Origin of the sequence: Bacillus sp. FDAARGOS_1420, assembly GCF_019344915.1 — a bacterium.
GTDB lineage: Bacteria > Bacillota > Bacilli > Bacillales > Bacillaceae_G > Bacillus_A > Bacillus_A mycoides.
This window is the reverse complement of record NZ_JAHWJB010000001.1, coordinates 427,493-451,006: the sequence shown is the minus strand read 5'-3', so window position 1 is coordinate 451,006 and position 23,514 is coordinate 427,493. Positions and strand designations below refer to the sequence as shown.

Genomic DNA, 23,514 nt, shown 5'->3' with positions numbered 1-23,514 from the left:
TAAACAAGACAATTTAAATATCTTTCATACTGTTTTCTTCAATTCGATTTTTTAAACGTAATTGTGATGAAATCGGACAAGTTAGGAGAAGAATAATAATAATATTGAGGAGAAATACAGAAGATGGAAGGATGGAAAGCATGTTTAATAAAATATTTCTTATAGTAGCGCTTATAGGTGTACCACTTTCTGTACTCGGAAAAACATTGCAGTGGCCTCAAACAATTATGTTTGCTGTATATTGCATTACGATTATCGCATTAGCGGGGTTTATGGGGAGAGCAACAGAAAGTTTAGCAATTGTTTCTGGACCTCGGATAGGTGGATTATTAAATGCTACTTTTGGTAATGCGGTTGAACTTATCATTTCAATTTTCGCACTTCAAGCAGGATTAATTGAAGTAGTGCTAGCATCTTTAACTGGTTCTGTACTTGGAAACTTACTATTAGTAGGAGGGCTATCCTTCTTTATAGGAGGCCTTAAATATAAAAGACAAAGCTTTAATGTTTACGATGCAAGGCATAATTCAGCTTTATTAATATTTGCTGTTGTCGTAGCTTTTGTTATTCCAGAGATTTTTTCAATGAAAATGGATGCTGGAAAGACGTATCAATTAAGTATTGGTGTTTCTATTATTATGATCATTATGTACCTTGCTGCATTGCTATTTAAGTTAGTTACACACCGCGGTGTATATCAACATAAGAGCGATGAAGAAGTACATGAGGAGGAGCCTGAGTGGTCGAAAGGTAAAGCGCTACTCGTTTTAGCGATAGCAACAATTGCGGTAGCTTATGTTTCAGAGGCACTCGTACATACTTTTGAAACGGTTGCAAAGTCATTTGGCTGGTCAGAGTTATTTATAGGGGTTATCATCGTTGCGATTGTTGGTAATGCAGCAGAACATGCATCTGCAATTATTATGGCGTATAAAAATAAAGTGAATATCGCCGTTGAAATTGCAGTAGGTTCTACATTACAAATCGCCATGTTTGTTGCTCCTGTGTTAGTACTTCTTTCGATGTTTTTTGCACAAAAGATGCCGTTAGTATTTACAATACCAGAGCTTGTTTCCATGATTACAGCTGTTTTCTTAACTATTGCTATTTCAAATGATGGGGATACAAACTGGTTTGAAGGAGGCACTTTATTAGCTGCGTATGTCATTATGGGAATTGGTTTTTATTTATTATGAAAAATAGGGATAACAATGTGTTTGAGGGAAAACAATAAATACAGTAATTTATATACCTTTACGTAGGAAGGAGCCTGACAGGTGAAACGAGTGTACAGCATATGTCTTTCAACTATGGTCTCGTTTATTTTATTATTTCCTAACAGTAGTTTTGCAAAGACGACAGTAGAAGTAAAAATGCCTTCATCTGTTTTAAATATTTCAAAAGATAATACATTTCCAAATGATGCACAAGATTTACCACGTTTACAGCCGAGTAAGTTTGCTCAAGAATTATTGAAAACAACAAATATTAAAATTGAAAACCCAGATTTAATTCGAATGTTTAATGAAACGACGATTTCGAATGCACCGCTTGCAGTAGGGTACCGAGCGAAAATTTATTTAGGGCAATGGGCATTAAATTATGAGTCAATAGACACATCGATTAATTGGGAATATAAGCAAGTAAATCGAAATGTATATGATAATCGCGGAGGGGATCGCTTATACCCACTTCGCTATAAGCAAGAAACCCAAAAGACAATCGAAGGTGATTTAACAGCAGATATGAAAGATACTACAGATGTGAAAAAAATGATGCTTCTAAAAGCGCTTGAAAAAGTACAATTGCCACTTTCATTTAAAACAACCATTGGTTATGGTACCGGACATGAGCGTGTTTATAATATTAGTCCAAGTCAACTTGGATATTTATATGCGTATACACCAGCAGTAAATGAAAAAGGAAAAGTAACATTTGGAGAAGTCTACCTTGTGTTAAAAGGGAATCAAAAAAAGCTTGTCGTGAAAAATATTACATCTCAAGGAATCGGAGCTGCTATTCCAATTCATGATCATTTATTTTTTAAATTTGTTTCTTCATCGCATGCACAATGAAATAAAAAACGTCAGCCTATAAGCTGACGTTTTTTATTTATAACATAATGTTTGATGTTTTTGATAAGAAATCTTCTTTTGGATAGTAGCTATTTTTTACAAGAACATTCGGTCCAAGGCATTTCACAGCAGGACAATGGCAACTTAATGATTTTGCTGTTTTTGAGTCACACCATTTGTCGTAAGCTTCTTGTAGTGTATTTGTTTGTACATTACCTAGAAGCGGGACATCACCGAAGTCGGTCACGATAATATTTCCATCGAAAATATTTACGTTCAAACGAGAACGACCATCTGGATCATTGCGGACAGTTACATTTTTACTTTCATGTAATTTCTTTAGTGTAGCTAAATCGTGTTCATTATCGCTACATGCATAGAAAGGTAATGTTCCGAATAACATCCACACATTTTCATCACGGATCTCTAATAAATGTTCAACTGCATTTCGAATTTCTTCTTTTGTTAAAATTTCAAGTGTGCTAGCGAAGTCACTCGGATACATCGGGTGCACTTCATGACGTTTACAGCCCATTTCTTCAACGATTTGACGGTGAATATGTTCAATATGTGGTAGAGTTCGTTTGTTTAACATAGTTTCGGCTGATACGAGTACACCTGCCTCTGATAGAGCTTTACTATTTGTAATCATTCTTTCAAATAATTTAGCGCGCTGTTCATAAGTAGGCTTACGCTCCATCATTGCAAATCCGCCTTCAACGAAGTCATCGATTGTTCCCCAATTATGTGAAATGTGCAATACATCTAAGTAGGGAATAATTTGTTCGTAACGTGCTAAATCTATAGTTAAGTTTGAGTTGATTTGAGTGCGAACGCCTCGTTCATGGGCGTATTTTAAGAGTGGTGTTACATAGTTGTCGACGGATTTTTTTGAAAGCATAGGTTCTCCGCCTGTAATACTTAAAGAACGTAAATGAGGAATCTCATCTAATCGTTTTAATAAAAGCTCCATCGGAAGCGGGTTTGGATCTTTCGGCTGTAATGTGTAACCAACAGCGCAATGCTCGCAACGCATATTGCATAACGTCGTCGTTGTAAACTCAACGTTTGTTAATAGTAGTTTGCCGTACTCTTCAAGGTCCATATACGCTTCCCATGGATCGTAAGAAGGAGTAATCGGCTTCATTATTTGTGATATCGTCATATGAAATACTCCTTTGACTATTGAAATAACAATTTGTCCATTCTCTATAATAGAAGAATATGTGCTTTTTATAAAGTGAAACTTTTTTGTAAAAAAAGAGAGAGGGCTTACATTATAATGAATTACTGCGACAAAATTGATGAAATTACATGCCCATAGCAATCATTTTTGCGGTATAATAAAAGCAACTCGAATTAAAAGGAGAGTGCCTTCATGGGAAAAGCAATTCAAGGTAAAGATTCACAACTAGTATATTTGAAAGAACGTTTAAATATGTTCATTGAAGTAATTGATACGATTGAACCAGAAGAGGTAGAATTAGAGGATGTAGATCGTCTTCTTGCAATGTTAGATGAATTAGAACTGAAATGTGAGCAATTTAAAAAAGACGAATAATATATTAAAAAGGCTGCCACTACAAAATTGGCAGCCTTTTTCTGTACGGATAATAGAAGGAATATAGAAAAAAAGGTATAATCAAGTTGTGAAAAATTTCATTTAACCTTTAATGGCCTTCACCAATCGGGCGTTTACGGGCAGTTGATCTCCAACCTAACTTCTTTGCCCCACCTGAATTTTGAGGTGGGAGTCTTACTGCCCGCAAATAGCGGGATAAATAAACAGCTGAAGAGTATAACAATGGAATTTTCATTTCATAACGTTTTGGTAGCGTTCACAATTGAGGGGGAAGTACAATGGAAAAGCTTCAAGAAAGCATGTATCAACTAATTGTTGAAACGTCAACGAACTTACCGAAGGATGTTCGTCGTGCGATTCAACAAGCGAAAGAGCGAGAAAATGCAGGGACTCGTTCAGCGATGGCACTTGGCACAATTACGAATAACATTAAAATGGCAGATGATAATATCTCGCCAATTTGCCAAGATACAGGGATGCCAACGTTTAAAATTTATACACCAGTTGGTGTGAATCAATTAAAACTGAAGGAAGCTATCTATAGTGCGCTTGAGCGGGCGACAAAAGATGGTAAACTTCGTCCAAACTCTGTTGATTCTCTTTTTGGAGACAATAGCGGAAACAATTTAGGACCAGGTACACCTGTTATTAAGTTTGAACAATGGGAAAAAGATTACATTGATGCACGTTTAATTTTAAAGGGCGGCGGTTGTGAGAATAAAAATATTCAATATAGCCTGCCTTGTGAAATAGAAGGACTTGGACGAGCTGGGCGTGATTTAGAAGGAATTCGTAAATGCCTTCTTCATGCAGTATATCAAGCGCAAGGTCAAGGGTGTAGCGCAGGAGTAATCGGCGTCGGTATCGGGGGAGACCGCACATCAGGTTACGAATTAGCAAAAAATCAATTATTCCGTACATTAGATGATGTAAATTCAGTTCCAGAATTACAAAAGCTTGAAGAGTACGTATTAGAGAATGCAAATAAGCTTGGCATTGGTACGATGGGATTTGGCGGAGAAACAACTTTATTAGGTTGCAAAGTTGGAGTATATAATCGTTTGCCAGCAAGCTTCTACGTATCTGTTGCATATAATTGTTGGGCATATCGTCGTCTTGGTGTAACAATTCATCCTGAAACAGGTGAAATTATGGATTGGTTGTACCAGGAAGGTGAAGATACACTTCAGCAAGATGCTGCGCAAGAACAAACAGAGCAGCGTGAAATCGTATTACAAGCTCCAATTACAGAAGAGCAAATTCGTGAACTTCGTGTTGGTGATGTTGTTACAATTAACGGCATGATGTATACAGGACGTGATGCGATTCATAAACATTTAATGGATAACGATTGTCCAGTAGATTTAAAGGGACAAATTATTTATCATTGTGGTCCAGTTGTAGTGAAAGATGAAAATGATAATTGGCAAATTAAAGCGGCAGGTCCAACGACAAGTATTCGTGAAGAGCCATATCAAGGCGACATTATGAAAAAGTTCGGTATTCGTGCTGTAATTGGTAAAGGCGGTATGGGTGCTAAAACATTAGCAGCTTTAGAAGAACACGGTGGTGTGTACTTAAATGCAATTGGTGGTGCAGCGCAATATTATGCTGAATGTATTAAAGAAGTGAAAGATGTTGATTTCTTACAATTCGGTATCCCAGAGGCAATGTGGCATTTACGTATCGATGGTTTTAAAGCAGTTGTAACGATGGATTCTCATGGTAAAAGTTTACATGCTGATGTTGATAAAACATCACTTGAAAAATTGGCGAGCTTTAAAGAACCTGTATTTAAGTAAAGAGAAGTGCATCTCGAATTATTCGAGGTGCATTTTTTGGCATATATAGAAAAACATGTTCAGCATGAAAGAAAGCAGGGAAACAGAAACTATAGGTACGATTATATATGGAAAGGAGACTATTTATGAAATATAAATGGTTATATATAGGTCTCATTTTTTCAATTATGATGGCACTTGTTCCAGTTTCAACATTTGCTTATACGAATACATCACATAGCTGGGGAATCCCACGTCCTAAAAATGAAACGGTGCCAGATGCAGGGAAACTATATACAGAATTACTACAAAAAAATGGTGGGTTTTATTTAGGAGATACGAAGAAAAAAGATATTTATTTAACATTTGATAATGGATACGAAAATGGATATACAGGAAAGATTTTAGATGTATTAAAGGAGAAAAAAGTACCAGCAACTTTCTTTGTGACGGGACATTATATAAAAACACAAAAAGATTTATTATTAAGAATGAAAAATGAAGGACATATTATTGGTAATCATTCTTGGAGTCATCCAGATTTTACAACAGTAAATGATGCAAAACTTCGTGAAGAATTAACGAGCGTAACGGAAGAGATTAAAAAAGTAACAGGGCAAAAAGAAGTGAAATATGTACGCCCTCCGCGAGGTGTATTTAGCGAAAGAACGTTAGCTCTTACGAAAGAAATGGGATATCATAACGTGTTTTGGTCGCTTGCATTTCTTGATTGGAAAGTAGATCAGCAAAGAGGATGGCAATACGCTCATAATAATGTAATGACTATGATTCATCCAGGATCTGTTTTGTTACTTCATGCAATATCAAAAGATAATGCAGAAGCACTTGCGAAAATCATTGATGATTTGCGCGAGAAAGGGTATCATTTTAAAAGCCTAGATGATTTAGTAAAAAGCAATCAACCGTAAGCATGTATGCTTGCGGTTTTCTCATGCTATAATGATGTGTAAAAAGGATGGGGAAACGTATGTGGAGCGAACATGTTACGTTAGAATATCCGTACCATTTTGAGGAAGTACTAAAGCGTTTATCTTTCGACCCGTTAAACGTCATTCAATTAGACGAGAAAGTAATTTATGTCCCGCTTTTTATAGACGAAGAACAGATTGTTGTTCGTTTGCAAGGGATTGGTACTGTTCAAAATCCACAGTTTTGGATCTCTAGTCAGGCAGGAGATCAAGAGAAAGTAATGAAACGAATGAAATCCATTTTTCACTGGAATGAACCGTTTCAAAATATACAAAATCATTTTTTAAACACATCATTACGTCCACTATTTGAAACATATGCTTATACTCCAATTATTTTAGAATTCGATTATTTCGCTTGTCTTCTTCGCTGTATTATTCATCAACAAATAAATTTGAAATTTGCTACTGTGCTAACAGATCAATTTGTAAAGCGATATGGGACAGAGAAGAACGGCGTTTTCTTTTTCCCAACACCAGAAAGAGTAGCGAACATTTCAATAGAAGAATTGAGAGAGCAGAAGTTTAGTCAGCGAAAAGCCGAATATATAGTAGGATTAGCAAAACATATTGTAGGCGGTAAATTAGATTTAGCAAGGATAGAAAACGAAACAGAAGAAGAAGTATCGGCACAATTGTTACCAATAAGGGGTATTGGGGCATGGACAGTGCAAAACTTTTTAATGTTTGGGCTTGGTCGGAAAAATATGTTTCCAAAAGCAGACATTGGAATTCAGCGCGCAGTGCAAGGTGTATTTCAATTAGATGATAAGCCTGATGATGCATTTTTAGAAAAAGTGAAACAAGAGTGTGAACCATATTGCAGTTATGCAGCGTTATATTTATGGAAAAGTATAGAGTAGAGGTGTAATAATGATACAAAAGCAACAAGAGAGTAAGTTGGAAGTTGGTCAAACGTTTCCTGTGACAATTAAACGTCTTGGGATTAACGGAGAAGGCGTTGGTTATTTTAAGAGACAAGTTGTTTTCATTCCAGGGGCATTGCCAGGAGAAGAAGTTGTTGCTGAAGCAACGAAAATTCAGCGTGGCTTCGCTGAAGCGAAAGTGAAAAAAGTTCGTAAATCATCACCACATCGTGTGAAAGCACCATGTTCAGTATATGAGGAGTGTGGTGGCTGTCAATTACAGCATCTAGATTATAAAGAACAATTAAATCAAAAGCGTGATATCGTTGTACAAGCATTCGAGAAGTATATGAATGACAGTCTAGAAGAGAAAATTCGTCCGACGCTTGGTATGGAAAATCCATGGCATTATCGTAATAAAAGTCAATTGCAAGTGGGGCGTAAAGACGAAAAGGTTATTACAGGGTTATATAAGCAAAACTCACATCAGTTAATTGATATTTCTCATTGCATGATTCAACATAAAGCAACGAATGAAGCGACAAAAGTTGTAAGACGTATATTAGAAAAATTAAATGTTTCTATTTACAATGAGAAAAAACAAAAAGGTTTAGTACGCACAATTGTGACACGTACTGCAGTTCAAACAGGGGAAGTGCAAGTCACACTTATTACAACAAAAGAAGAATTACCAAATAAAGATCAATTTATCGCAGAAGTACAAAAACAAATGCCAAGTGTTAAATCAATTATGCAAAACGTAAACTGGCGTAAAACATCTGTTATTTTCGGTGATAAAACATTTAAATTAGCTGGAAAAGAAGTCATTCAAGAAACACTAGGTGATTTATCATTTGAATTATCAGCACGCGCATTCTTCCAATTAAATCCAGAACAAACGGTTGTTTTATACGATGAAGCGAAAAAAGCGGCTGCTTTAACAGGAAACGAGAAGATTGTGGATGCGTATTGCGGTGTCGGTACGATTGGACTTTGGCTTGCGAATGATGCAGCGGAAGTACGTGGTATGGATGTAATTCCAGAAGCGATTGAAGATGCAAAGAAAAATGCAAAACGCCACGGATTCACAAATGCAAAGTATGAAGCTGGTAAAGCGGAACAATGGTTACCAAAATGGGTGAAAGAAGGCTGGAGTCCAGATGTCATTGTTGTCGATCCACCGCGTACAGGTTGCGATGATAAATTACTTGAAACGATTTTAAAAGTGAAACCGAAACAAGTTGTTTACGTGTCTTGTAATCCATCCTCATTAGCACGTGATGTGCAAACATTAATGAAGAGTTATGAAGTGGAGTATGTGCAACCAGTTGATATGTTCCCACATACAGCTCATGTAGAAAATGTAGTGAAACTTGTTAGAAAGTAACATTCAATAAGGATATGTCCCTCACAAAGCAGGAGCTATGTGAGGGTATATTTTATTTAGCGAATGGAAGTAAGGAGAATACGATGAACAATTATAAATTGACGATTCAATATGACGGTGCGCGTTATAAAGGGTGGCAACGTCTTGGGAATAATGACAATACGATTCAAGGGAAAATCGAAAGTATAATATCTGAAATGGTCGGAAAAGAAACTGAAATTATCGGCTGTAGTAGAACGGATGCTGGTGTACACGCTTTGAACCAAGTAGCTAACTTTCAAAGTGATGAGAAGTTAGTAGAACGTAAAGTGAAAAAGTATTTAAATCAATATTTACCAAATGATATTAGTATTACGAGTGTAGAAGAAGTACCAGATCGTTTCCATGCTCGTTACAATTCTAAAGCAAAAACATATCTTTATAAAATTTGGAATGAAGAGCATACGAACCCATTTATGCGTAAATACAGCATGCACGTGAATAAACAATTAAATGTGAAAAGCATGAAAGAAGCTGCGAAACATTTAATTGGTTCACATGACTTCACTGCTTTTTCAAATGCAAAGTCTAAGAAAAAATCTATGGTTCGAGAAGTGTATACACTTGATGTTTCCGAAGAATCAGGATTTGTACAAATTAGAGTAAGTGGTAACGGATTCCTTCATAACATGGTGCGGAAAATTGTTGGAGCATTAATTGAAGTTGGATTAGGACAATTAGAGGCGGACGCAATTCCAAACATTTTAGAGGAAAAACAACGTAATCAAATTAATTGTCTTGCTGAGGCGAGTGGATTGTACTTGGAGAAGATTGAGTTTTAGAAAAGATATGAATAAGAAAAAAGCACTCATTTGAGTGCTTCTTCTTTTATGCTGATGCAGTAGTCTTATCTTTTCGGAAAATCCCCATTAATCCGCCGATTAATAATAAAACACCTGGTAATAAGTAAACAATAGAAATACAAATAAATCCACCAATGGCAGCGATAGTCATCATAATGCCACCTACTTTAGCTTTGCTCTTAACCATAACACATCCAACAATCCCCAATATTGAAAGAGCTACAGCAGCCCAGCCTAATCCAATAATTTGATTAGCTCCGTCAGCTTCAACTGCTGCTCCTATGCCTCCGATAAATAAAGCAATGAATGCACATAAAATCCCGAATATACCACCAATTAATCCTAATACAAATTCTGCTGTTCTTTTCATAGTAACCACCTTTTAGAAAATATTTATTAGCTTTTTCATCCAACTCACAATTTGTTAGTTCAACAAAATGAACTACATGTTATTAACATAAGTGAAGTTTATATAAACAATCTTCAAAGATGTTGAAATGTCAGATTTAGAACTTACATGATAACAAATATAATGAAAACAAAATGTCGAAATTTGTCGATTTTACTAAAGTACATTTTTTCAGTATATAACTAATTTTGAGTTAAATTTCAAATCATTGAGATAAAGAGAGTAGAATGAAAAAACACGAGAGCGGTAACCGTCTCGTGTTTTTTATGATAATTAACTTTGTTCGTTTAAGAAGATTTTTCTCTTTTCATACGTAGCTTCAAATTCCAAAAAGTAGCAAGCATAATAGCTGCAAAGGAGCCGCTAATTGTGGCTAATAGCTTTGCATAAGGAAAGCTGTTCATATCAATATTAATGAATAACATCATACATAGAACGGCAGGAAGAAGGTATAAGTATTGTAATAACTTTAATTTTTTATCATTACTCATATATATCGCCCCTTTCTATCATGTCATATGTAAATTATAACATATTTTTCCAAATGGTTACTTGTACTTGGAGAAAGATTCATTTCATATGTGTAAGTGCAATTTTTTAATTCGATATTGTAAGTTTTGTCTGCTCAATCCTAAAAACTTTGCGGCTTGTGAGATATTACCTTTATTTTCTTTAAGAATTTGATGGATATATTTCTTTTCCATTTCTTCGATTATACGTTTTAAAGTTTGTGGCGTATCAGTATTGTGACTAGTTAGCAGAGTCTGCATATTCAGTTCCTTTTTTGCTAGTTCGCGAAAGTGCGTTGGCATATGGAACGCTGTAATGATATCTTCATCTTCTATTAAGTTCATGGAGCCTTCAATTATATGTTCTAGTTCTCTCACATTACCAGGCCAATCGTATTTATAGAAGAAGTTATTTACGTTTAAATCTACATCTTTTACGCTAAGATCAAATTGGATATTGTATTTTTCAATAAAGTGTTGAACAAGATATGCAATATCTTCTTTTCGTTCCCGTAAAGGTGGAAGACATAAAGTAACAACGCTTAATCGGTAATATAAGTCTTGTCTTAATCGATTGTGTGCTATGGCTTCAAGAGGATCTTCATTAATAGTTGCTATAATACGAACATCAATTTCTTTTTCTTGCGCGCCCCCAATTCTTCGTATTGTTTTTTCTTGTATAGCACGCAATAGTTTAGCTTGAAGTGCTGGGCTTAATGAGTTGATTTCATCTAATAATAAAGTTCCCCCATTTGCCTCTTCAAATAAACCAGGTTTATCTATTGCTCCTGTAAAAGCACCTCGATTCGTACCAAATAGTAGGCTTTCCATTAAGGTTTCTGGTATGGCGGCACAGTTTTGCGAAATAAATGTCTTTGTTGAACGCTGGCTTTCATTATGGATGCTTTGCGCAAATAGCTCTTTACCAGTCCCTGTTTCTCCGACAATAAGTATGGAGGAGGATGTACGTATTACTCTCTTTGCTTCTGCAATGACCGATTGAATAGCTCTAGAATCACCAATTATGTGATCAAAGGTAAACTTAGTATTTTGTTTTCGAGAAAGGTTCGTTTTCATTGTTTGCTTTAAATGACTAATCTCTTTTGAAATTTCAATAGCGCCTTTAATTTTTCCATTTTCTATTATAGGAAAAGTATCGTTAATCGTCGTAATTTCTTGTCCTTTATTGTTAAAATAAGTTTGTTTTATATTTTTGTTTGTTTTTCCAAGTTTTAACGCCTCTATAAGAGTACTATTTTTATTTTCTTCGAATGCAAATACTTCTAAAGGATTTTTATCTAGCACATCTAAGCGGTCCATTGATTCAATTTCCATCATTTTGCGGTTATAGATAATCGTTTTACTTTCCTCATTAATAATATGAATCCCGATATCGAGTTCATTGAGTAAAGTTTCATATAGCATATTCATTTCAATAATCTTTTTAAAATTGATTTCTTCTGTATGCATGTATTATCTTCTCCTCGTTATACCCTATGAAGACTGACTTTTTATAATTTTATTAAAATTCTTATAAAATCGCAAAATTTTTTTGCTATTTTCTCTTAAAAATTTTCAAATGATAGAAAATTTTTGCGGTTATGCAGATTTTTTTCGTAAGAAATCCTAATTTTACATAGGTATTGAGGTTGGTACGTATTTTGCATGAATAGTAGTTAAGATCTCTAAATTTAAAGAGTAGGGGGATTATGAATCTTTATAGTGTATGCAACGTTTCAGTTTCAATTAATAAGAGGGAGGAATTTATAAAGTGAAGACGGTTATAGAAGGCGTGTATAGTCCTTGTTATGGGAAAGTAGAGAAATTATTTGTTACTGAAAGTTCTTACGTATATGAGTGGGAAAAATTAGCGTTAATTGAAACGATAGATAAACAGAAAGTAGAAATTAAAGTGGGAATCAGTGGTTATATTGAATCATTAGAAGTGGTAGAAGGACAAGCTATCGCTGATCAAAAATTATTAATAACAGTGAGGGATGACCTTTTAATAACAGGTAGTGATTAATAGTAGTAATATGTATTTTGCACTTTTTAATAATTATTTTTACTATGAAGGGTTTTAAAAACGCTTACATTAAAAGGGTTTACTAAGTGAAAAGGGGGGATTTATATGATGGATCAAAACCAGGGATTAAAAAGGGAATTGAAAAGTCGGCACATATTTATGATTGCACTCGGAGGGGTTATTGGTACTGGGCTTTTTTTAGGATCCAGTTATACAATTCATGAAGCTGGACCTGGAGGAGCGATTGTAGCGTATCTTGTCGGTGGATTTGTTATGTATTTAACGATGCTCTGTCTTGGGGAGTTAGCAGTCGCGATGCCGGATGCAGGATCGTATCAAACATATGCTACAAAACATATTTCACCTGCAGCGGGTTATGTAGTGGGATGGATGTCGTGGCTAAACTGGACGGCTACGATAGGCATTGAACTAATTGCAGTTAGTATTTTGATGAAACGATGGTTTCCTGATGTACCGTCATGGATTTGGTGTGTAGTGTTCGCAGTGTTGCTCTTTGCTATTAATGCATTATCTTCAAGAAGTTTTGCGGAAGTTGAATTCTGGTTTGCAAGTATTAAAGTAATTACAATCATTGCATTTATCATTTTGGGCGGGGCAGCAATGTTTGGTTTTCTAGATATGAAAGGAAATGAACCAGCGCCGATGTTTTCTAGCTTTACTGATTATGGTGGATTGTTCCCAAATGGGTTATCAGCCATTTTAATTACGATGATTGCAGTTAATTTTTCCTTCCAAGGAACAGAACTAGTTGGTATTGCAGCTGGTGAGAGTGAAAATCCAGAGAAAACTATCCCGAAGGCAATTAATAATACAGTTTGGCGCATACTTATTTTCTTTGTACTATCTATTTTTATTCTTGCGGGACTATTTCCTTGGCAGCAAGCAGGCGTGATAGAAAGTCCATTCGTAGTTGTATTTGATAAAATTGGTATTCCTTATGCGGCTGATATTATAAATTTTGTTATTATTACAGCTGTACTATCAGTTGCGAATTCAGGATTATATGCAACTTCCCGTATGCTATGGTCTATGTCTAATCAAGGAATGATTAGCCCGATTTTTGGTAAGTTATCTAAAAACGGTGTTCCTATTTATGCATTGATTGTAAGTACGTTTGTAGGGTGTCTCTCATTACTATCAGGTATTTATGCGGAAGATACAGTTTATTTATGGCTTCTTTCAATTGCAGGGTTCGGAGCAATATTAGTTTGGGCATCTATTGCTCTTTCAAATTTATTGGCTAGAAGGACATATTTGAAGCAAGGCGGGGATATTAAGGACTTAAAATTTAAAACACCACTGTATCCATTTGTTCCAATTCTTGCTTTAGTATTAAATTTAACAGTAATTGTAGCTATGGCTTTTATTCCAGAACAAAGAATGGCATTATATTGTGGTATTCCATTTATGATCGTTTGTTTACTGTTTTACCGTGCTACAAGAAGTAAGAAAAGTAAAATAGAACATATCGAAAAGATGAATACAACAGAATTAGAAAGTTTATAGTTGAAATTGAATTTATAATAACAAGGAATTTAGAGACTGTAGAATTGTAAACAGTCTCTTTTTTTGTAAAAATAAAGCTGGAAACATACTACGTATGCAAAGGGGAATTAGCAATGAATCAAGAAGTTTCACAGCTATTAAAACAGATTGATTTACGAAAAGACGAGCTACTAGAACTTACAAAAGCTTTAATTCGCTTTGAAACACCAGCACCACCAGCAAGAAATACAAATGAGGCGCAAGAATTTGTGGCAGAGTTTCTAAAAAAACGAAATTTTAGTATTGATAAGTGGGATGTATATCCGAATGATCCGAATGTTGTTGGAGTGAAAAAAGGGACAGCAAGTGAGTCACATAAAAGTCTCATTATTAATGGACATATAGATGTTGCAGAAGTATCAAAGGACGAGCCGTGGGAAACAAATCCATTTGAGCCGTTTATAAAAGATGGTTGGTTAGTTGGGAGAGGCGCGGCAGATATGAAAGGTGGACTAGCTGGAGCCTTATTTGCTATTCAGCTTTTAGAAGAAGTGGGAATTGAATTACCTGGAGATTTAATTTTTCAATCGGTAATTGGCGAAGAAGTAGGAGAAGCAGGGACACTTCAATGTTGTAAGCGTGGTTATGATGCTGATTTTGCAGTAGTAGTTGATACAAGTAATTTACATATGCAAGGGCAGGGAGGCGTAATTACTGGATGGATTACAGTGAAAAGCCCGCAAACGTTTCATGATGCAACACGTAGACAAATGATTCATGCTGGAGGCCGTTTGTTTGGTGCAAGTGCGATTGAGAAAATGATGAAGATTGTCCAAAGCTTACAAGAATTAGAGCGTCATTGGGCAGTCATGAAAACATATGAAGGCTATCCATCTGGAACAACAACAATTAATCCAGCTGTTATTGAAGGAGGACGTCATGCGGCATTTATTGCGGATGAGTGCCGATTGTGGATAACCGTACATTTTTATCCAAATGAAACGCATGAACAAATAATAGAAGAAATAGAAGAGTATTTAGGAAAAGTGGCAGCAGCAGATCCATGGTTAAGCGAGAACCCACCACAATTTAAGTGGGGCGGAGAATCAATGATTGTGGATCGTGGCGAAATTTTTCCTTCTTTAGAAGTAGATAGCGAACATGTTGCTGTAAAAACGCTAAGTTCAGTACATGAATCTATTTTATCTGAAAATGCAATTTTAAATATGTCAGCAACGGTAACTGATGGCGGATGGTTTAGTGAGTTTAACATTCCAGCTGTTATTTACGGACCAGGTACATTAGAAGAAGCTCATTCAATAAATGAGAAAGTTGAAGTTGAGCAGTTAATTGAATTTACAAAAGTAATAACAGCGTTCATATATGAATGGTGTCATACAAAAAAAATAGATTAGTATATTGAAATTGTACAGGTATGTACTTGTACGCTTTTTTAGTGAACTATTTCAGAGTTGAACATAAACAACTGAAATAGTTCTTTATTTTTCTATGTTTTTCGTTTTATTTCAATTAATTTCTCTTTAGCTAATTCAACGGCAATCGCATCATCTAAATAGCCGATTGGAAAAAGATAATCGGGGATAATGTCTGTTGATAAAATGAAATATAGTAAGGCACCCCCAATAATTGCACGCTCTTCGGTTGAAATGGTTTCTGTACAAAATTGTTGGTACATATTTGTTAATTGCTCAATGAAAGGACCAGCACTATCAATTTGTTCTATTTTACTTTTGAAACTCTCGTGAATACGTTTTTCGCCTTCAGTAGTTTGGGCATAGCGCTCGTAATTTTCAAGTTCTTGTTTCACACGAGTTGTTGTGTATTCGAAGTCGAATAGGTTAGAGGATTGTAATGTTTGCTGAATTGTATCGAGAGATGTGTACATATCTGCTTTTTCCTTATTTATGTGTGGAGAGTCAGGGTACATTTCATCAAGTAATAATTGCGGTGGAACTTGTAGACAGTTTGCGAATTTTTGTAAATGGTTTTGCTTCGGTTGTTGTTTGCCATTAATTATTCTTGAAATTGTTGCAGGATCAATATTTGTAAGTGTTCCTAGTTGGCGCATAGATAGAGCGCGCTCCTTTAACAGTTTCTTTATTAATTTACCGAGCCGCTCATTTGGATTTTCATTGGGCATAATGTAGGCACTCCTTTTCTATTGTCTATCGTTGAAAAAATGTTGAGCATTTATTACAAGTATATGAAACAGACAGGCACAGTTGCTCAACATTTTCATAATATGCAATGAAAAGTGAGAAAAGGGGTGACTGCATGATGAGTACGGCAGGTTTATTTTCAATTTTTTTAATCGGGATTGCGTCTAATTTAGATAATGCAGGTGTTGGGATTGCATATGGCATTCGTAAAATTCGAATTTCGTGGCTTAACAATTTTATCATCGCATTTTTTGGATTTTTATTTACTTTACTAGCTGGATTTTTTGGGAATTGGATCGCATTATTTATTTCAGAGTTCACAGCAAACATTATTGGAGCAATCGTTTTAGGAATAATCGGGGTGTTTATTTTATGTCAGCCTTTCTTGAGTCAAAAAGATACCGTAGAATCTAAAGATGGTAGTGTACTTATGGGGGTTTTACGTGATCCAGAAAAAGCAGATTTTGATGGTTCTAAAACAATTAGTTTTTCTGAAGCAATTGTTTTAGGAGTTGCATTGTCCATAAACAATATTGCAGGTGGATTTGATGCTGGAGTAACAAATTTAAATCTTTGGCTTACGGCATGTATTTCTGGAGTTTTTAGTTTTATTTGTATTAGTGGTTTTACGTATGTTGGTAAAAGATTTTTAGCTGAATACTTAGGGAAATGGGCAACTATAATTGCAGGTGTGTTATTAATTCTTATTGGAATTGATCAATTGTTGTAAGAATGATAGGGAAAACAGTATTCGAGTATTTCCTTGGAAATACACTAAGAAATTGCATATATCGACGTGAAATCTTTTCACGGTAATGAAAGATTGTAAGTATTATACAAATCTTTGTGTGTAAAAAGGTTTAAAAAAGTAAAAGCACCTGCATAGGTGCTTTTTAGCGTATATCTTCAATTAGTTGTGCACATTCATCATCATGCATACTGTACTCACTTAAAACTTGAATACAAAGCCATTTCAGTTCTTCGATACTATGCTCAAGTTCTTCGGGAAGTACATGGTAAATGTCTTCAAGTCCCATTCCGAAATGAATAAGTTCTAGTACTTGATCATCGATGTTCCGATCCATTAATAGTTCAAGCACTTCTAAATTGAATATGTATCGGTGAGCTTCATCGAGTGAAACAACTTTTAGTTTCAAACTTTCTACAATACTCAATATGAAAAGAAGAATTGTTTTTTCGAGAACAGGTTGTTTCTCCATTTGAAATATGAGTTTCATCTTTTACACCTCCACATACAGCGCTAGGTTGTACTATATTATTCAGGAGGGGGGAGCAAATATGCATAATAAAGAGAACTTTTATTACTGTTTTTTGAAGTGTGTTGATGCCTAGTAGAACGGATTTTTGTGAAATAAAAAATCCTGCCAATATAGCAGGATAACTTCTAAATTAAAACATACTCCAACCTTCTTGGGCAGAAAGTAATTCAAGAATTTTAAAACCAGCGATACTATTTCCGTTTGCATCTAAAGCTGGTCCGAAAATACCGATTCCCATTTCGCCTTTTACGCAGCCGAAAATTCCGCCCGCTACACCACTTTTTGCAGGGATTCCAACACGAATTGCAAATTCACCAGATTCATTATACATCCCGCAAGTAACCATAAATGTTTTACAAATTTTCGTAATATGTTTAGGGATGATCTGTTTCTTTTTATAAGGATCATATCCATCCATTGCAAAGATTAAACCAATACGTGCTAGATCGATACAGTTAACCTCAATTGCACATTGACGCGTATATAAATCCATAAGTTCTTCAATATCGTTATCGATGATGCCATTTTGTTTCATATAGTAACAAAGTGAACGGTTTAAGTAAGCTGTTTCTAATTCAGAAGTGGCAACTTTAGAAGAATAACTAATAGTAGGATTGTCTGTTATATCACGCACAAATTGAAGAATGCGTTCCATCTTCTCCTCGTTATCATTACCAGCTAGCATACTTGTAATAGCTAATGCACCCGCATTAATCATTGGATTAAGAGGCTTGGAAGAACTTGTCGTTTCAAGCTTAATAATAGAATTAAATGGGTCACCAGTTGGTTCCATTCCAACTTTAGAAAATACATATTCTTCACCACGGTCTAAAAGGGCAAGGGCAAGTGTAATTACTTTAGAAATACTTTGAAGAGTAAATAGTGTTTGTGAGTTACCAGCATGGATATATGCTGTTTCTTTATGAAAAATAGCAATCCCTAGATCATCTGGATTTGCATTTCCTAGTTCGGGGATATAAGTAGCAAGTTTTCCTTTTTTCGTATATGGTTTTACTTGTTCTAACAACTGCTGTAAGTTGTTTGTTTCAATGCACTGCATAGTACCAACGCTCCTATTTCGAATTAACTAAGTTTACTTTTCCCGATATGCTCGGAAATAAATAATAACATGAAAAAGTGGAATGATAAAACGAAAGTTGAATGTTCTATAGTGAGTCTTCAGTTTCGATTATTCCGTGTTATATAAAAGGAAAATTTTCCTTTTATATAACAGTTTGGAAATAGGAGATTTATCCATAAAAAGTTCGGAAATAAAAACTACACATCTATACAACTATATGTTATTATGGTTATGTAAATAGAAAGCGTTTTCTAAGGCGTACTTATAATGATAACGATTTCATAAATTTGATAGGGGGAATTAAAATGTTGCAGTTTTTACAACGTATTGGTAAAGCGTTAATGCTTCCAATCGCAGTGCTACCAGCAGCAGGATTATTGCTTCGTTTAGGGCAAGAAGATGTATTTAATATTCCTGTTATGGCACAGGCCGGTGCAGCAATTTTTGATAATTTAGCACTTATTTTTGCAATTGGTGTTGCAATAGGTTTGTCTATTGATGGTAGTGGAGCAGCAGGACTTGCTGGGGCAATTGGATATCTTGTTTTACAAAATACAACAAACGCTCTAAGTAAGGCATATTCAGCAGCAGAGCTGAATGATAAATTGAAAAGTGTTCAGGATTTAGTCGGTTCAGCAGATCCAACTAAATTAGCAGATACAATGACAAAAGTTTCAAAAGCAGCGGCGTTAACGCCAAAAATAAATATGGCCATACTCGGTGGTATTATTGCTGGGGTTGTTGCTGGATTACTATACAACAAATTCCATAAGATTAAACTACCAGAATGGTTAGGATTCTTTGCTGGAAAACGTTTCGTACCAATCATTACTTCAATTGTAATGCTTCTGTTAGGATTAGTATTCGGTCAAATTTGGCCAACAATTCAAAGTGGTATTGATTCAGTAGCACACGGTATCGTAAACTTAGGTTCAGTTGGTGCTGGTTTATTCGGATTATTAAACCGTTTATTAATTCCAATCGGTTTACACCACGTAATGAATACATACTTCTGGTTTGTACTTGGTGACTTTACAAACGCAGCTGGTGATATCGTTCATGGTGATATTGCACGCTTCTTCGCAAAAGATCCATCAGCAGGTATGTTTATGACTGGTTTCTTCCCAATCATGATGTTCGGTTTACCGGCAGCATGTTTCGCAATGATTGCGGCTGCGAAACCAGAAAAACGTAAAATGGTTACAGGTATGTTAGGTGGCCTAGCATTAACTTCATTCTTAACTGGTATTACAGAACCAATTGAATTCTCATTCATGTTCTTATCTCCAGTACTATATGGTATTCATGCAGTATTAACAGGTCTTTCTTTATTCATTACAACAACACTTGGCATTCATGATGGTTTCTCATTTAGTGCCGGTGCAATCGATTACGTTTTAAACTTCGGTATTGCAACAAAACCTGTATTATTAGCAGGAGTCGGTTTAATTTATGCAGCAATTTATTTTGCAGTATTCTACTTCTTAATTAAGAAGTTCGACTTGAAAACTCCTGGTCGTGAAGATGACGATGAGTTAGCTGAAGAGGGTGATGCACCAGTTGCAGGTTCAATTGGTGAAACTTACGTAGCAGCTTTAGGCGGAAAAGAAAACTTAGCAGTTATTGATAACTGTGCAACGCGTTTACGCTTACAAGTGAAAGATGCAAGTTTAGTAAATGAACCAGCATTAAAACGCGCAGGTGCAAAAGGCGTTATGAAATTAAGTAACACAAGTGTACAAGTTATCGTAGGTACAAATGTTGAATCTGTTGCCGATGATATGAAAAAACACGTATAAATAGTTAGATAAGAGGATATCCAAAAAGATTGATAACACCAGTCTTTTACAGGATATCCTCTTTTATTATGTTGAAATTTTAAAGGGAATCTTACTTTTGTAAATTTTCTTTTTCTTTTTTATACATATAGGTTGGTAATATGTTCAGCGCGTGATAAAGTAGGGATGACATAGAATGGAATGTCTATAATCTACTGAAATGATTTGGAGAAAGTCTTGTGTAGATGAATTAAATTATCGGTAAATAAGGGGAAAAAGGTAATCATGGATCAGGAAAAAAATACTGTTAATGGGAAAGTACGTCGTCCGATTGTATACATAAAAAGAACAATCATTCTCGTCCTACTATTTTCACTTGTATATTTCATGTATACAAAAATTGTTGCGCATAATAAAAAAGAGGAAACTTTAAAAGCAGCAGCAGAAATGAAGAAGCAAGAAGAGATAAAAAAGATAGAAGAAGTGAAAAGGCAAGAAGCTGAAAAACAAAGAAAACAAAAAGAACAGGAAGAACAGATAAAACAGGCGCAAGTTATAGAGAAACCTGCTGAGGGACCGCCTCAAGAAATTAATGAAAACGCTCAATTGGATCAATATTTACAGAGCATGGGATTTAGTGGGACAGCTGTTATTGTGAAGAATGGGAAAGTTCTTGTGAATAAAGGATACGGCATGGCTAATAAAGAGAAGCAAGTGCCGAATAATTCAGAGACGACCTTTTATATTGGTTCTATTTCAAAAGCATTTGTGGCGACTGCTATTATGCAACTCAAAGATCAAAATAAGTTACAAGTAGAGGATACAGTTGCAAAGTATATTCCAGACTTTCCGCAAGGTAATAGCATTCAGTTAAAACATTTATTAACACATACATCAGGGATTCCAGAGTATGAGCAGGGAAAAGAAGATATTTCTCATGAAGAGTTGATAAAACGAATAGGAAACCAAAAGCGTATTGCAGGACCAGGAGAGAAATGGAAGTATTCAGATTCGAACTACTCTATACTTGCCTACATTGCTGAGAAGGTAAGTGGACAGTCACTCGAAGAATATATAAAACAACATATTTTTGCGACTGCGGGTATGAAACATTCTGGTTTCGGTACAGCGTTGGAACAAACAAGATTCCCATCAACGGGTTATAAAATAGTGAATAACAATATGACAACACCTAATATTCCGAGCATGTCACAACTATATGGTTGTGGTGATATATATACGAGCGCGCATGATTTATATTTATTTAATGAAGCACTCTTTTCTGGAAAATTAATTTCAAAAGAGAGTTATAATCAAATGTTTACAGCCGTGAAAAAGGATTATGGATTTGGCTGGTATGTAGATCCAGGAAGCTATTCAAATCACGGTGTAATGCCAGGTTGGAATTGCTTAAATGGTTTTAGTAAAAATGGTAGTGTATATGTGGTTTTATTATCTAACATTCAAAATAACATTAAATCATTTGGTAAAGTGAATAACGACATTTATACGATGTTACGAAATATAGAAGTGTAAAAGACTGTCCTTTTGGATAGTTTTTTTTGCATTGAGGAAATATATGTGCGGTGCGATAATGAAATAAATGGAAAAGGGGGAGGTTTATGAATATACATAAGCATCATGCACGCAATGCGAAACGAACTTTGTTTATAGCTATCATTGTATGGATTATCGTTGTAATTGGATTAGTTATGGAATATAAAAAAGGAACAATATTCACTTCAGATAAAGAAATTCTGAAATTAATAGGTATTTTGCTACCAGCGTTTGGATTACTAATATATAGTTTTATAGAAAAACGAAGAGCAAAAATGCTTAGACAGGATAATTGTAATATAGGGAGCTCTAGATTATTTGAACAACAAAAGTTCGTTGTTCGTAGAGAGGTAGGGGTATTTCAAGTAATAACGTACTTTGGATTAGATGGCAGTGCAGTAGGGTTTTTAAAAGAAGAGTATAATTCCGTTATTCAAAGTATATGGAAAGGTGCACTTTCTTTTCTTTTTAAGGGACTACATAAGCAACAATTTTATTTATATAATCAATCGGGAGAAAGGTTGCTGCGTGTTCAAAAGAAGATGGGCGTGCGTAACTTCTATATATTTTATAGTGTAAATGGAAAGAAAATTGGAGAGTTGAAACAAGTACTAAGTTTAACAAAATGGGAATGGATATTTTTAGAGATGAATGGTAAGGAAATTGGTAAAGTGACTGGGGACTTTTCAGCAACAATGCAGAAAATAGATTGGCAAGATGGAACACATATTGATGTGAAAGAAGATGGTATTCCGTTAGAAGCTGCAAAATATTTTTCGGCAAGTGGTGGATCCCTTGTTGCAGCTTCTATATCCGGACAAGCAGAATTATCAAGAGCGGTGTATTACGGCGTAGCTGCCATTGTGACAATTAAAAATTAAAGATTAGCAAAGAGATAGATGGGAAACCATCTATCTTTTTTTATGCTCTGAAACAATTATTTCTTTTAGAAAATGTATGTCTTACCTATCACAAAAAAAGCCTGCTTTGTATAGATTAAGATGTATGGATGTAAATTTTTATACTTTAAAAATAATAGGAGGAGAAGCATATGTGTCTGTTCAGAAAATATTGGCATAAATTATCCAGACTGTTTAATAGACAATTAGGCTATTTTTTAGATGACAAGTTACTGCCTGCTGTGGAACGACTTTTATTTTCGCAAAACTTTGCAAAGTTTATTCAAAGAAATTCTAAGCAAGCTACGGAAGAGTTTATAGAATCAAGTCAATTTCAATCTATTATTTGTAACATTTTAAAAGAATGCAATACATCACCATTTAAAGAAATTGCAAAGCAATATTTAGGTAAAAACGTAGAAATTACTGTGACAGTTGGACAGTTAACAGGTGTTATTGTAGCCGTTGGTGACGATTTCTTAACGCTGCAAGAGGGAATAGGAACAGAAGTTTTATTACCATTTACAAGTATTATATCAATGAAAGAAGCGTAAGAAAGGAGACTTATATATGTTATTTACTGATGAATTGCGTAAGCATGTTGGTGAATTAGTGCAAGTTGTGACAGCGGCCGAAATTGTTGCAGGCATTCTTTTATCTGTGACGGACGGGGCAGTAAGTGTTCGTACAGCTCCTTCTTATGGACCACCGGAAGATGTACTTGTGCGTATTCCTATTATTTCTTATGTTCGCTTGGAAGGGTAAGA

At 35.1% G+C, this 23,514-nt stretch carries 24 protein-coding genes; 17 read left to right on the top strand and 7 right to left on the bottom strand.

All coding sequences use genetic code 11. The features are described from left to right. Positions 1-140: 140 nt before the first annotated feature. Positions 141-1,196 (top strand): calcium/proton exchanger, encoded by a 1,056-nt coding sequence (gene cax, locus I6L50_RS02450; protein ID WP_219300349.1) that lies wholly within the window; start codon positions 141-143, stop codon positions 1,194-1,196. Positions 1,197-1,277: 81 nt separating this feature from the next. Continuing rightward, positions 1,278-2,075: a YfkD famly protein gene (locus I6L50_RS02445; RefSeq protein WP_002091172.1), complete on the top strand. Its 798-nt coding sequence runs from the start codon at positions 1,278-1,280 to the stop codon at positions 2,073-2,075. 37 nt (positions 2,076-2,112) lie between these two features. Here I6L50_RS02445 and yfkAB read toward each other — a convergent pair whose 3' ends face one another. Next, a complete protein-coding gene (yfkAB, locus tag I6L50_RS02440) occupies positions 2,113-3,240 on the bottom strand; it encodes a radical SAM/CxCxxxxC motif protein YfkAB (RefSeq protein WP_002125019.1) in 1,128 nt (375 codons plus the stop codon). Between the two features lie 213 nt (positions 3,241-3,453). On the opposite strand from yfkAB, the gene I6L50_RS02435 reads away from it, so the two are divergent. From I6L50_RS02435 to truA, 6 genes are all read left to right on the top strand, one after another. Then, complete coding sequence (locus I6L50_RS02435) at positions 3,454-3,636, top strand: SE1561 family protein (protein WP_002010264.1); 183 nt, start codon at positions 3,454-3,456, stop codon at positions 3,634-3,636. A 299-nt stretch (positions 3,637-3,935) separates the two neighbouring features. Continuing rightward, positions 3,936-5,459: a class I fumarate hydratase gene (fumA, locus tag I6L50_RS02430; protein ID WP_087945984.1), complete on the top strand. Its 1,524-nt coding sequence runs from the start codon at positions 3,936-3,938 to the stop codon at positions 5,457-5,459. Between the two features lie 125 nt (positions 5,460-5,584). Then, positions 5,585-6,367, top strand: a complete 783-nt coding sequence (pdaA, locus tag I6L50_RS02425; protein ID WP_002091167.1) for a delta-lactam-biosynthetic de-N-acetylase — start codon at positions 5,585-5,587, stop codon at positions 6,365-6,367. A 59-nt stretch (positions 6,368-6,426) separates the two neighbouring features. Further along, on the top strand, positions 6,427-7,290 hold the full coding sequence (locus tag I6L50_RS02420) for a DNA-3-methyladenine glycosylase family protein (protein WP_097881490.1): 864 nt from the start codon (positions 6,427-6,429) through the stop codon (positions 7,288-7,290). A 10-nt stretch (positions 7,291-7,300) separates the two neighbouring features. After that, complete coding sequence (rlmD, locus tag I6L50_RS02415; RefSeq protein WP_219300347.1) at positions 7,301-8,680, top strand: 23S rRNA (uracil(1939)-C(5))-methyltransferase RlmD; 1,380 nt, start codon at positions 7,301-7,303, stop codon at positions 8,678-8,680. A gap of 83 nt (positions 8,681-8,763) precedes the next feature. Beyond that, complete coding sequence (truA, locus tag I6L50_RS02410) at positions 8,764-9,501, top strand: tRNA pseudouridine(38-40) synthase TruA (RefSeq protein ID WP_219300345.1); 738 nt, start codon at positions 8,764-8,766, stop codon at positions 9,499-9,501. Between the two features lie 46 nt (positions 9,502-9,547). Here truA and I6L50_RS02405 read toward each other — a convergent pair whose 3' ends face one another. The 3 genes from I6L50_RS02405 to I6L50_RS02395 form a co-directional block, all read right to left on the bottom strand. Beyond that, complete coding sequence (locus I6L50_RS02405) at positions 9,548-9,892, bottom strand: DUF4064 domain-containing protein (protein WP_002091161.1); 345 nt, start codon at positions 9,890-9,892, stop codon at positions 9,548-9,550. 326 nt (positions 9,893-10,218) lie between these two features. Then, positions 10,219-10,422 carry a hypothetical protein gene (locus tag I6L50_RS02400; protein WP_219300343.1) on the bottom strand — a complete coding sequence of 68 codons (204 nt, stop codon included), beginning with the start codon at positions 10,420-10,422 and terminating at the stop codon, positions 10,219-10,221. Between the two features lie 84 nt (positions 10,423-10,506). Beyond that, positions 10,507-11,910 (bottom strand): sigma-54 interaction domain-containing protein, encoded by a 1,404-nt coding sequence (locus I6L50_RS02395; RefSeq protein WP_219300341.1) that lies wholly within the window; start codon positions 11,908-11,910, stop codon positions 10,507-10,509. 301 nt (positions 11,911-12,211) lie between these two features. Here I6L50_RS02395 and I6L50_RS02390 point away from each other — a divergent pair, with 301 nt between their 5' ends. The 3 genes from I6L50_RS02390 to I6L50_RS02380 all read left to right on the top strand — a co-directional run bounded on the left by I6L50_RS02390 (position 12,212) and on the right by I6L50_RS02380 (position 15,387). After that, positions 12,212-12,466, top strand: a complete 255-nt coding sequence (locus tag I6L50_RS02390; RefSeq protein WP_000859494.1) for a biotin/lipoyl attachment domain-containing protein — start codon at positions 12,212-12,214, stop codon at positions 12,464-12,466. 105 nt (positions 12,467-12,571) lie between these two features. Continuing rightward, entirely contained in the window at positions 12,572-13,993 is a 1,422-nt protein-coding gene (locus I6L50_RS02385; protein WP_219300339.1) for an amino acid permease, read from the top strand. A gap of 113 nt (positions 13,994-14,106) precedes the next feature. Then, entirely contained in the window at positions 14,107-15,387 is a 1,281-nt protein-coding gene (locus I6L50_RS02380; RefSeq protein WP_219300337.1) for an acetylornithine deacetylase, read from the top strand. A gap of 92 nt (positions 15,388-15,479) precedes the next feature. Here the strand turns inward: I6L50_RS02380 and I6L50_RS02375 are convergent, their stop codons facing one another. Beyond that, on the bottom strand, positions 15,480-16,133 hold the full coding sequence (locus tag I6L50_RS02375) for a helix-turn-helix domain-containing protein (RefSeq protein ID WP_002091151.1): 654 nt from the start codon (positions 16,131-16,133) through the stop codon (positions 15,480-15,482). Between the two features lie 137 nt (positions 16,134-16,270). Here I6L50_RS02375 and ytaF point away from each other — a divergent pair, with 137 nt between their 5' ends. Continuing rightward, positions 16,271-16,882: a sporulation membrane protein YtaF gene (gene ytaF / locus I6L50_RS02370; protein ID WP_257475350.1), complete on the top strand. Its 612-nt coding sequence runs from the start codon at positions 16,271-16,273 to the stop codon at positions 16,880-16,882. 163 nt (positions 16,883-17,045) lie between these two features. On the opposite strand, the gene I6L50_RS02365 is transcribed toward ytaF, so the two are convergent. Beyond that, entirely contained in the window at positions 17,046-17,390 is a 345-nt protein-coding gene (locus I6L50_RS02365; protein WP_002091149.1) for a DUF3969 family protein, read from the bottom strand. Between the two features lie 172 nt (positions 17,391-17,562). Beyond that, the gene (glsA, locus tag I6L50_RS02360) at positions 17,563-18,492 is read right to left on the bottom strand and encodes a glutaminase A (RefSeq protein WP_002010291.1); all 930 of its coding nucleotides are present in this window, start codon (positions 18,490-18,492) and stop codon (positions 17,563-17,565) included. Positions 18,493-18,818: 326 nt separating this feature from the next. Here glsA and nagE point away from each other — a divergent pair, with 326 nt between their 5' ends. The 5 genes from nagE (at position 18,819) to I6L50_RS02335 (ending at position 23,512) form a co-directional block, all read left to right on the top strand. Next, positions 18,819-20,312, top strand: a complete 1,494-nt coding sequence (gene nagE / locus I6L50_RS02355; protein ID WP_219300333.1) for an N-acetylglucosamine-specific PTS transporter subunit IIBC — start codon at positions 18,819-18,821, stop codon at positions 20,310-20,312. 264 nt (positions 20,313-20,576) lie between these two features. Next, the gene (locus I6L50_RS02350; protein WP_002010295.1) at positions 20,577-21,827 is read left to right on the top strand and encodes a serine hydrolase domain-containing protein; all 1,251 of its coding nucleotides are present in this window, start codon (positions 20,577-20,579) and stop codon (positions 21,825-21,827) included. Positions 21,828-21,913: 86 nt separating this feature from the next. Beyond that, complete coding sequence (locus I6L50_RS02345) at positions 21,914-22,729, top strand: sugar ABC transporter ATP-binding protein (RefSeq protein WP_219300330.1); 816 nt, start codon at positions 21,914-21,916, stop codon at positions 22,727-22,729. Between the two features lie 170 nt (positions 22,730-22,899). Beyond that, the gene (locus tag I6L50_RS02340) at positions 22,900-23,301 is read left to right on the top strand and encodes an LSm family protein (protein WP_033715617.1); all 402 of its coding nucleotides are present in this window, start codon (positions 22,900-22,902) and stop codon (positions 23,299-23,301) included. 16 nt (positions 23,302-23,317) lie between these two features. Continuing rightward, a complete protein-coding gene (locus tag I6L50_RS02335) occupies positions 23,318-23,512 on the top strand; it encodes an LSm family protein (RefSeq protein WP_219300328.1) in 195 nt (64 codons plus the stop codon). The last annotated feature ends 2 nt before the right edge of the window (positions 23,513-23,514 follow it).

Excerpts from the sequence above, each read along its gene's own strand:
- cax (WP_219300349.1), top strand. The coding sequence starts at position 141 with ATGTTTAATAAAATATTTCTTATAGTAGCGCTTATAGGTGTACCACTT.
- yfkAB (WP_002125019.1), bottom strand. The coding sequence starts at position 3,240 with ATGACGATATCACAAATAATGAAGCCGATTACTCCTTCTTACGATCCA.
- I6L50_RS02435 (WP_002010264.1), top strand. The coding sequence starts at position 3,454 with ATGGGAAAAGCAATTCAAGGTAAAGATTCACAACTAGTATATTTGAAA.
- fumA (WP_087945984.1), top strand. The coding sequence starts at position 3,936 with ATGGAAAAGCTTCAAGAAAGCATGTATCAACTAATTGTTGAAACGTCA.
- pdaA (WP_002091167.1), top strand. The coding sequence starts at position 5,585 with ATGAAATATAAATGGTTATATATAGGTCTCATTTTTTCAATTATGATG.
- I6L50_RS02420 (WP_097881490.1), top strand. The coding sequence starts at position 6,427 with ATGTGGAGCGAACATGTTACGTTAGAATATCCGTACCATTTTGAGGAA.
- rlmD (WP_219300347.1), top strand. The coding sequence starts at position 7,301 with ATGATACAAAAGCAACAAGAGAGTAAGTTGGAAGTTGGTCAAACGTTT.
- truA (WP_219300345.1), top strand. The coding sequence starts at position 8,764 with ATGAACAATTATAAATTGACGATTCAATATGACGGTGCGCGTTATAAA.
- I6L50_RS02405 (WP_002091161.1), bottom strand. The coding sequence starts at position 9,892 with ATGAAAAGAACAGCAGAATTTGTATTAGGATTAATTGGTGGTATATTC.
- I6L50_RS02400 (WP_219300343.1), bottom strand. The coding sequence starts at position 10,422 with ATGAGTAATGATAAAAAATTAAAGTTATTACAATACTTATACCTTCTT.
- I6L50_RS02395 (WP_219300341.1), bottom strand. The coding sequence starts at position 11,910 with ATGCATACAGAAGAAATCAATTTTAAAAAGATTATTGAAATGAATATG.
- I6L50_RS02385 (WP_219300339.1), top strand. The coding sequence starts at position 12,572 with ATGATGGATCAAAACCAGGGATTAAAAAGGGAATTGAAAAGTCGGCAC.
- I6L50_RS02380 (WP_219300337.1), top strand. The coding sequence starts at position 14,107 with ATGAATCAAGAAGTTTCACAGCTATTAAAACAGATTGATTTACGAAAA.
- I6L50_RS02375 (WP_002091151.1), bottom strand. The coding sequence starts at position 16,133 with ATGCCCAATGAAAATCCAAATGAGCGGCTCGGTAAATTAATAAAGAAA.
- ytaF (WP_257475350.1), top strand. The coding sequence starts at position 16,271 with ATGAGTACGGCAGGTTTATTTTCAATTTTTTTAATCGGGATTGCGTCT.
- I6L50_RS02365 (WP_002091149.1), bottom strand. The coding sequence starts at position 17,390 with ATGAAACTCATATTTCAAATGGAGAAACAACCTGTTCTCGAAAAAACA.
- glsA (WP_002010291.1), bottom strand. The coding sequence starts at position 18,492 with ATGCAGTGCATTGAAACAAACAACTTACAGCAGTTGTTAGAACAAGTA.
- nagE (WP_219300333.1), top strand. The coding sequence starts at position 18,819 with ATGTTGCAGTTTTTACAACGTATTGGTAAAGCGTTAATGCTTCCAATC.
- I6L50_RS02350 (WP_002010295.1), top strand. The coding sequence starts at position 20,577 with ATGGATCAGGAAAAAAATACTGTTAATGGGAAAGTACGTCGTCCGATT.
- I6L50_RS02345 (WP_219300330.1), top strand. The coding sequence starts at position 21,914 with ATGAATATACATAAGCATCATGCACGCAATGCGAAACGAACTTTGTTT.
- I6L50_RS02340 (WP_033715617.1), top strand. The coding sequence starts at position 22,900 with ATGTGTCTGTTCAGAAAATATTGGCATAAATTATCCAGACTGTTTAAT.
- I6L50_RS02335 (WP_219300328.1), top strand. The coding sequence starts at position 23,318 with ATGTTATTTACTGATGAATTGCGTAAGCATGTTGGTGAATTAGTGCAA.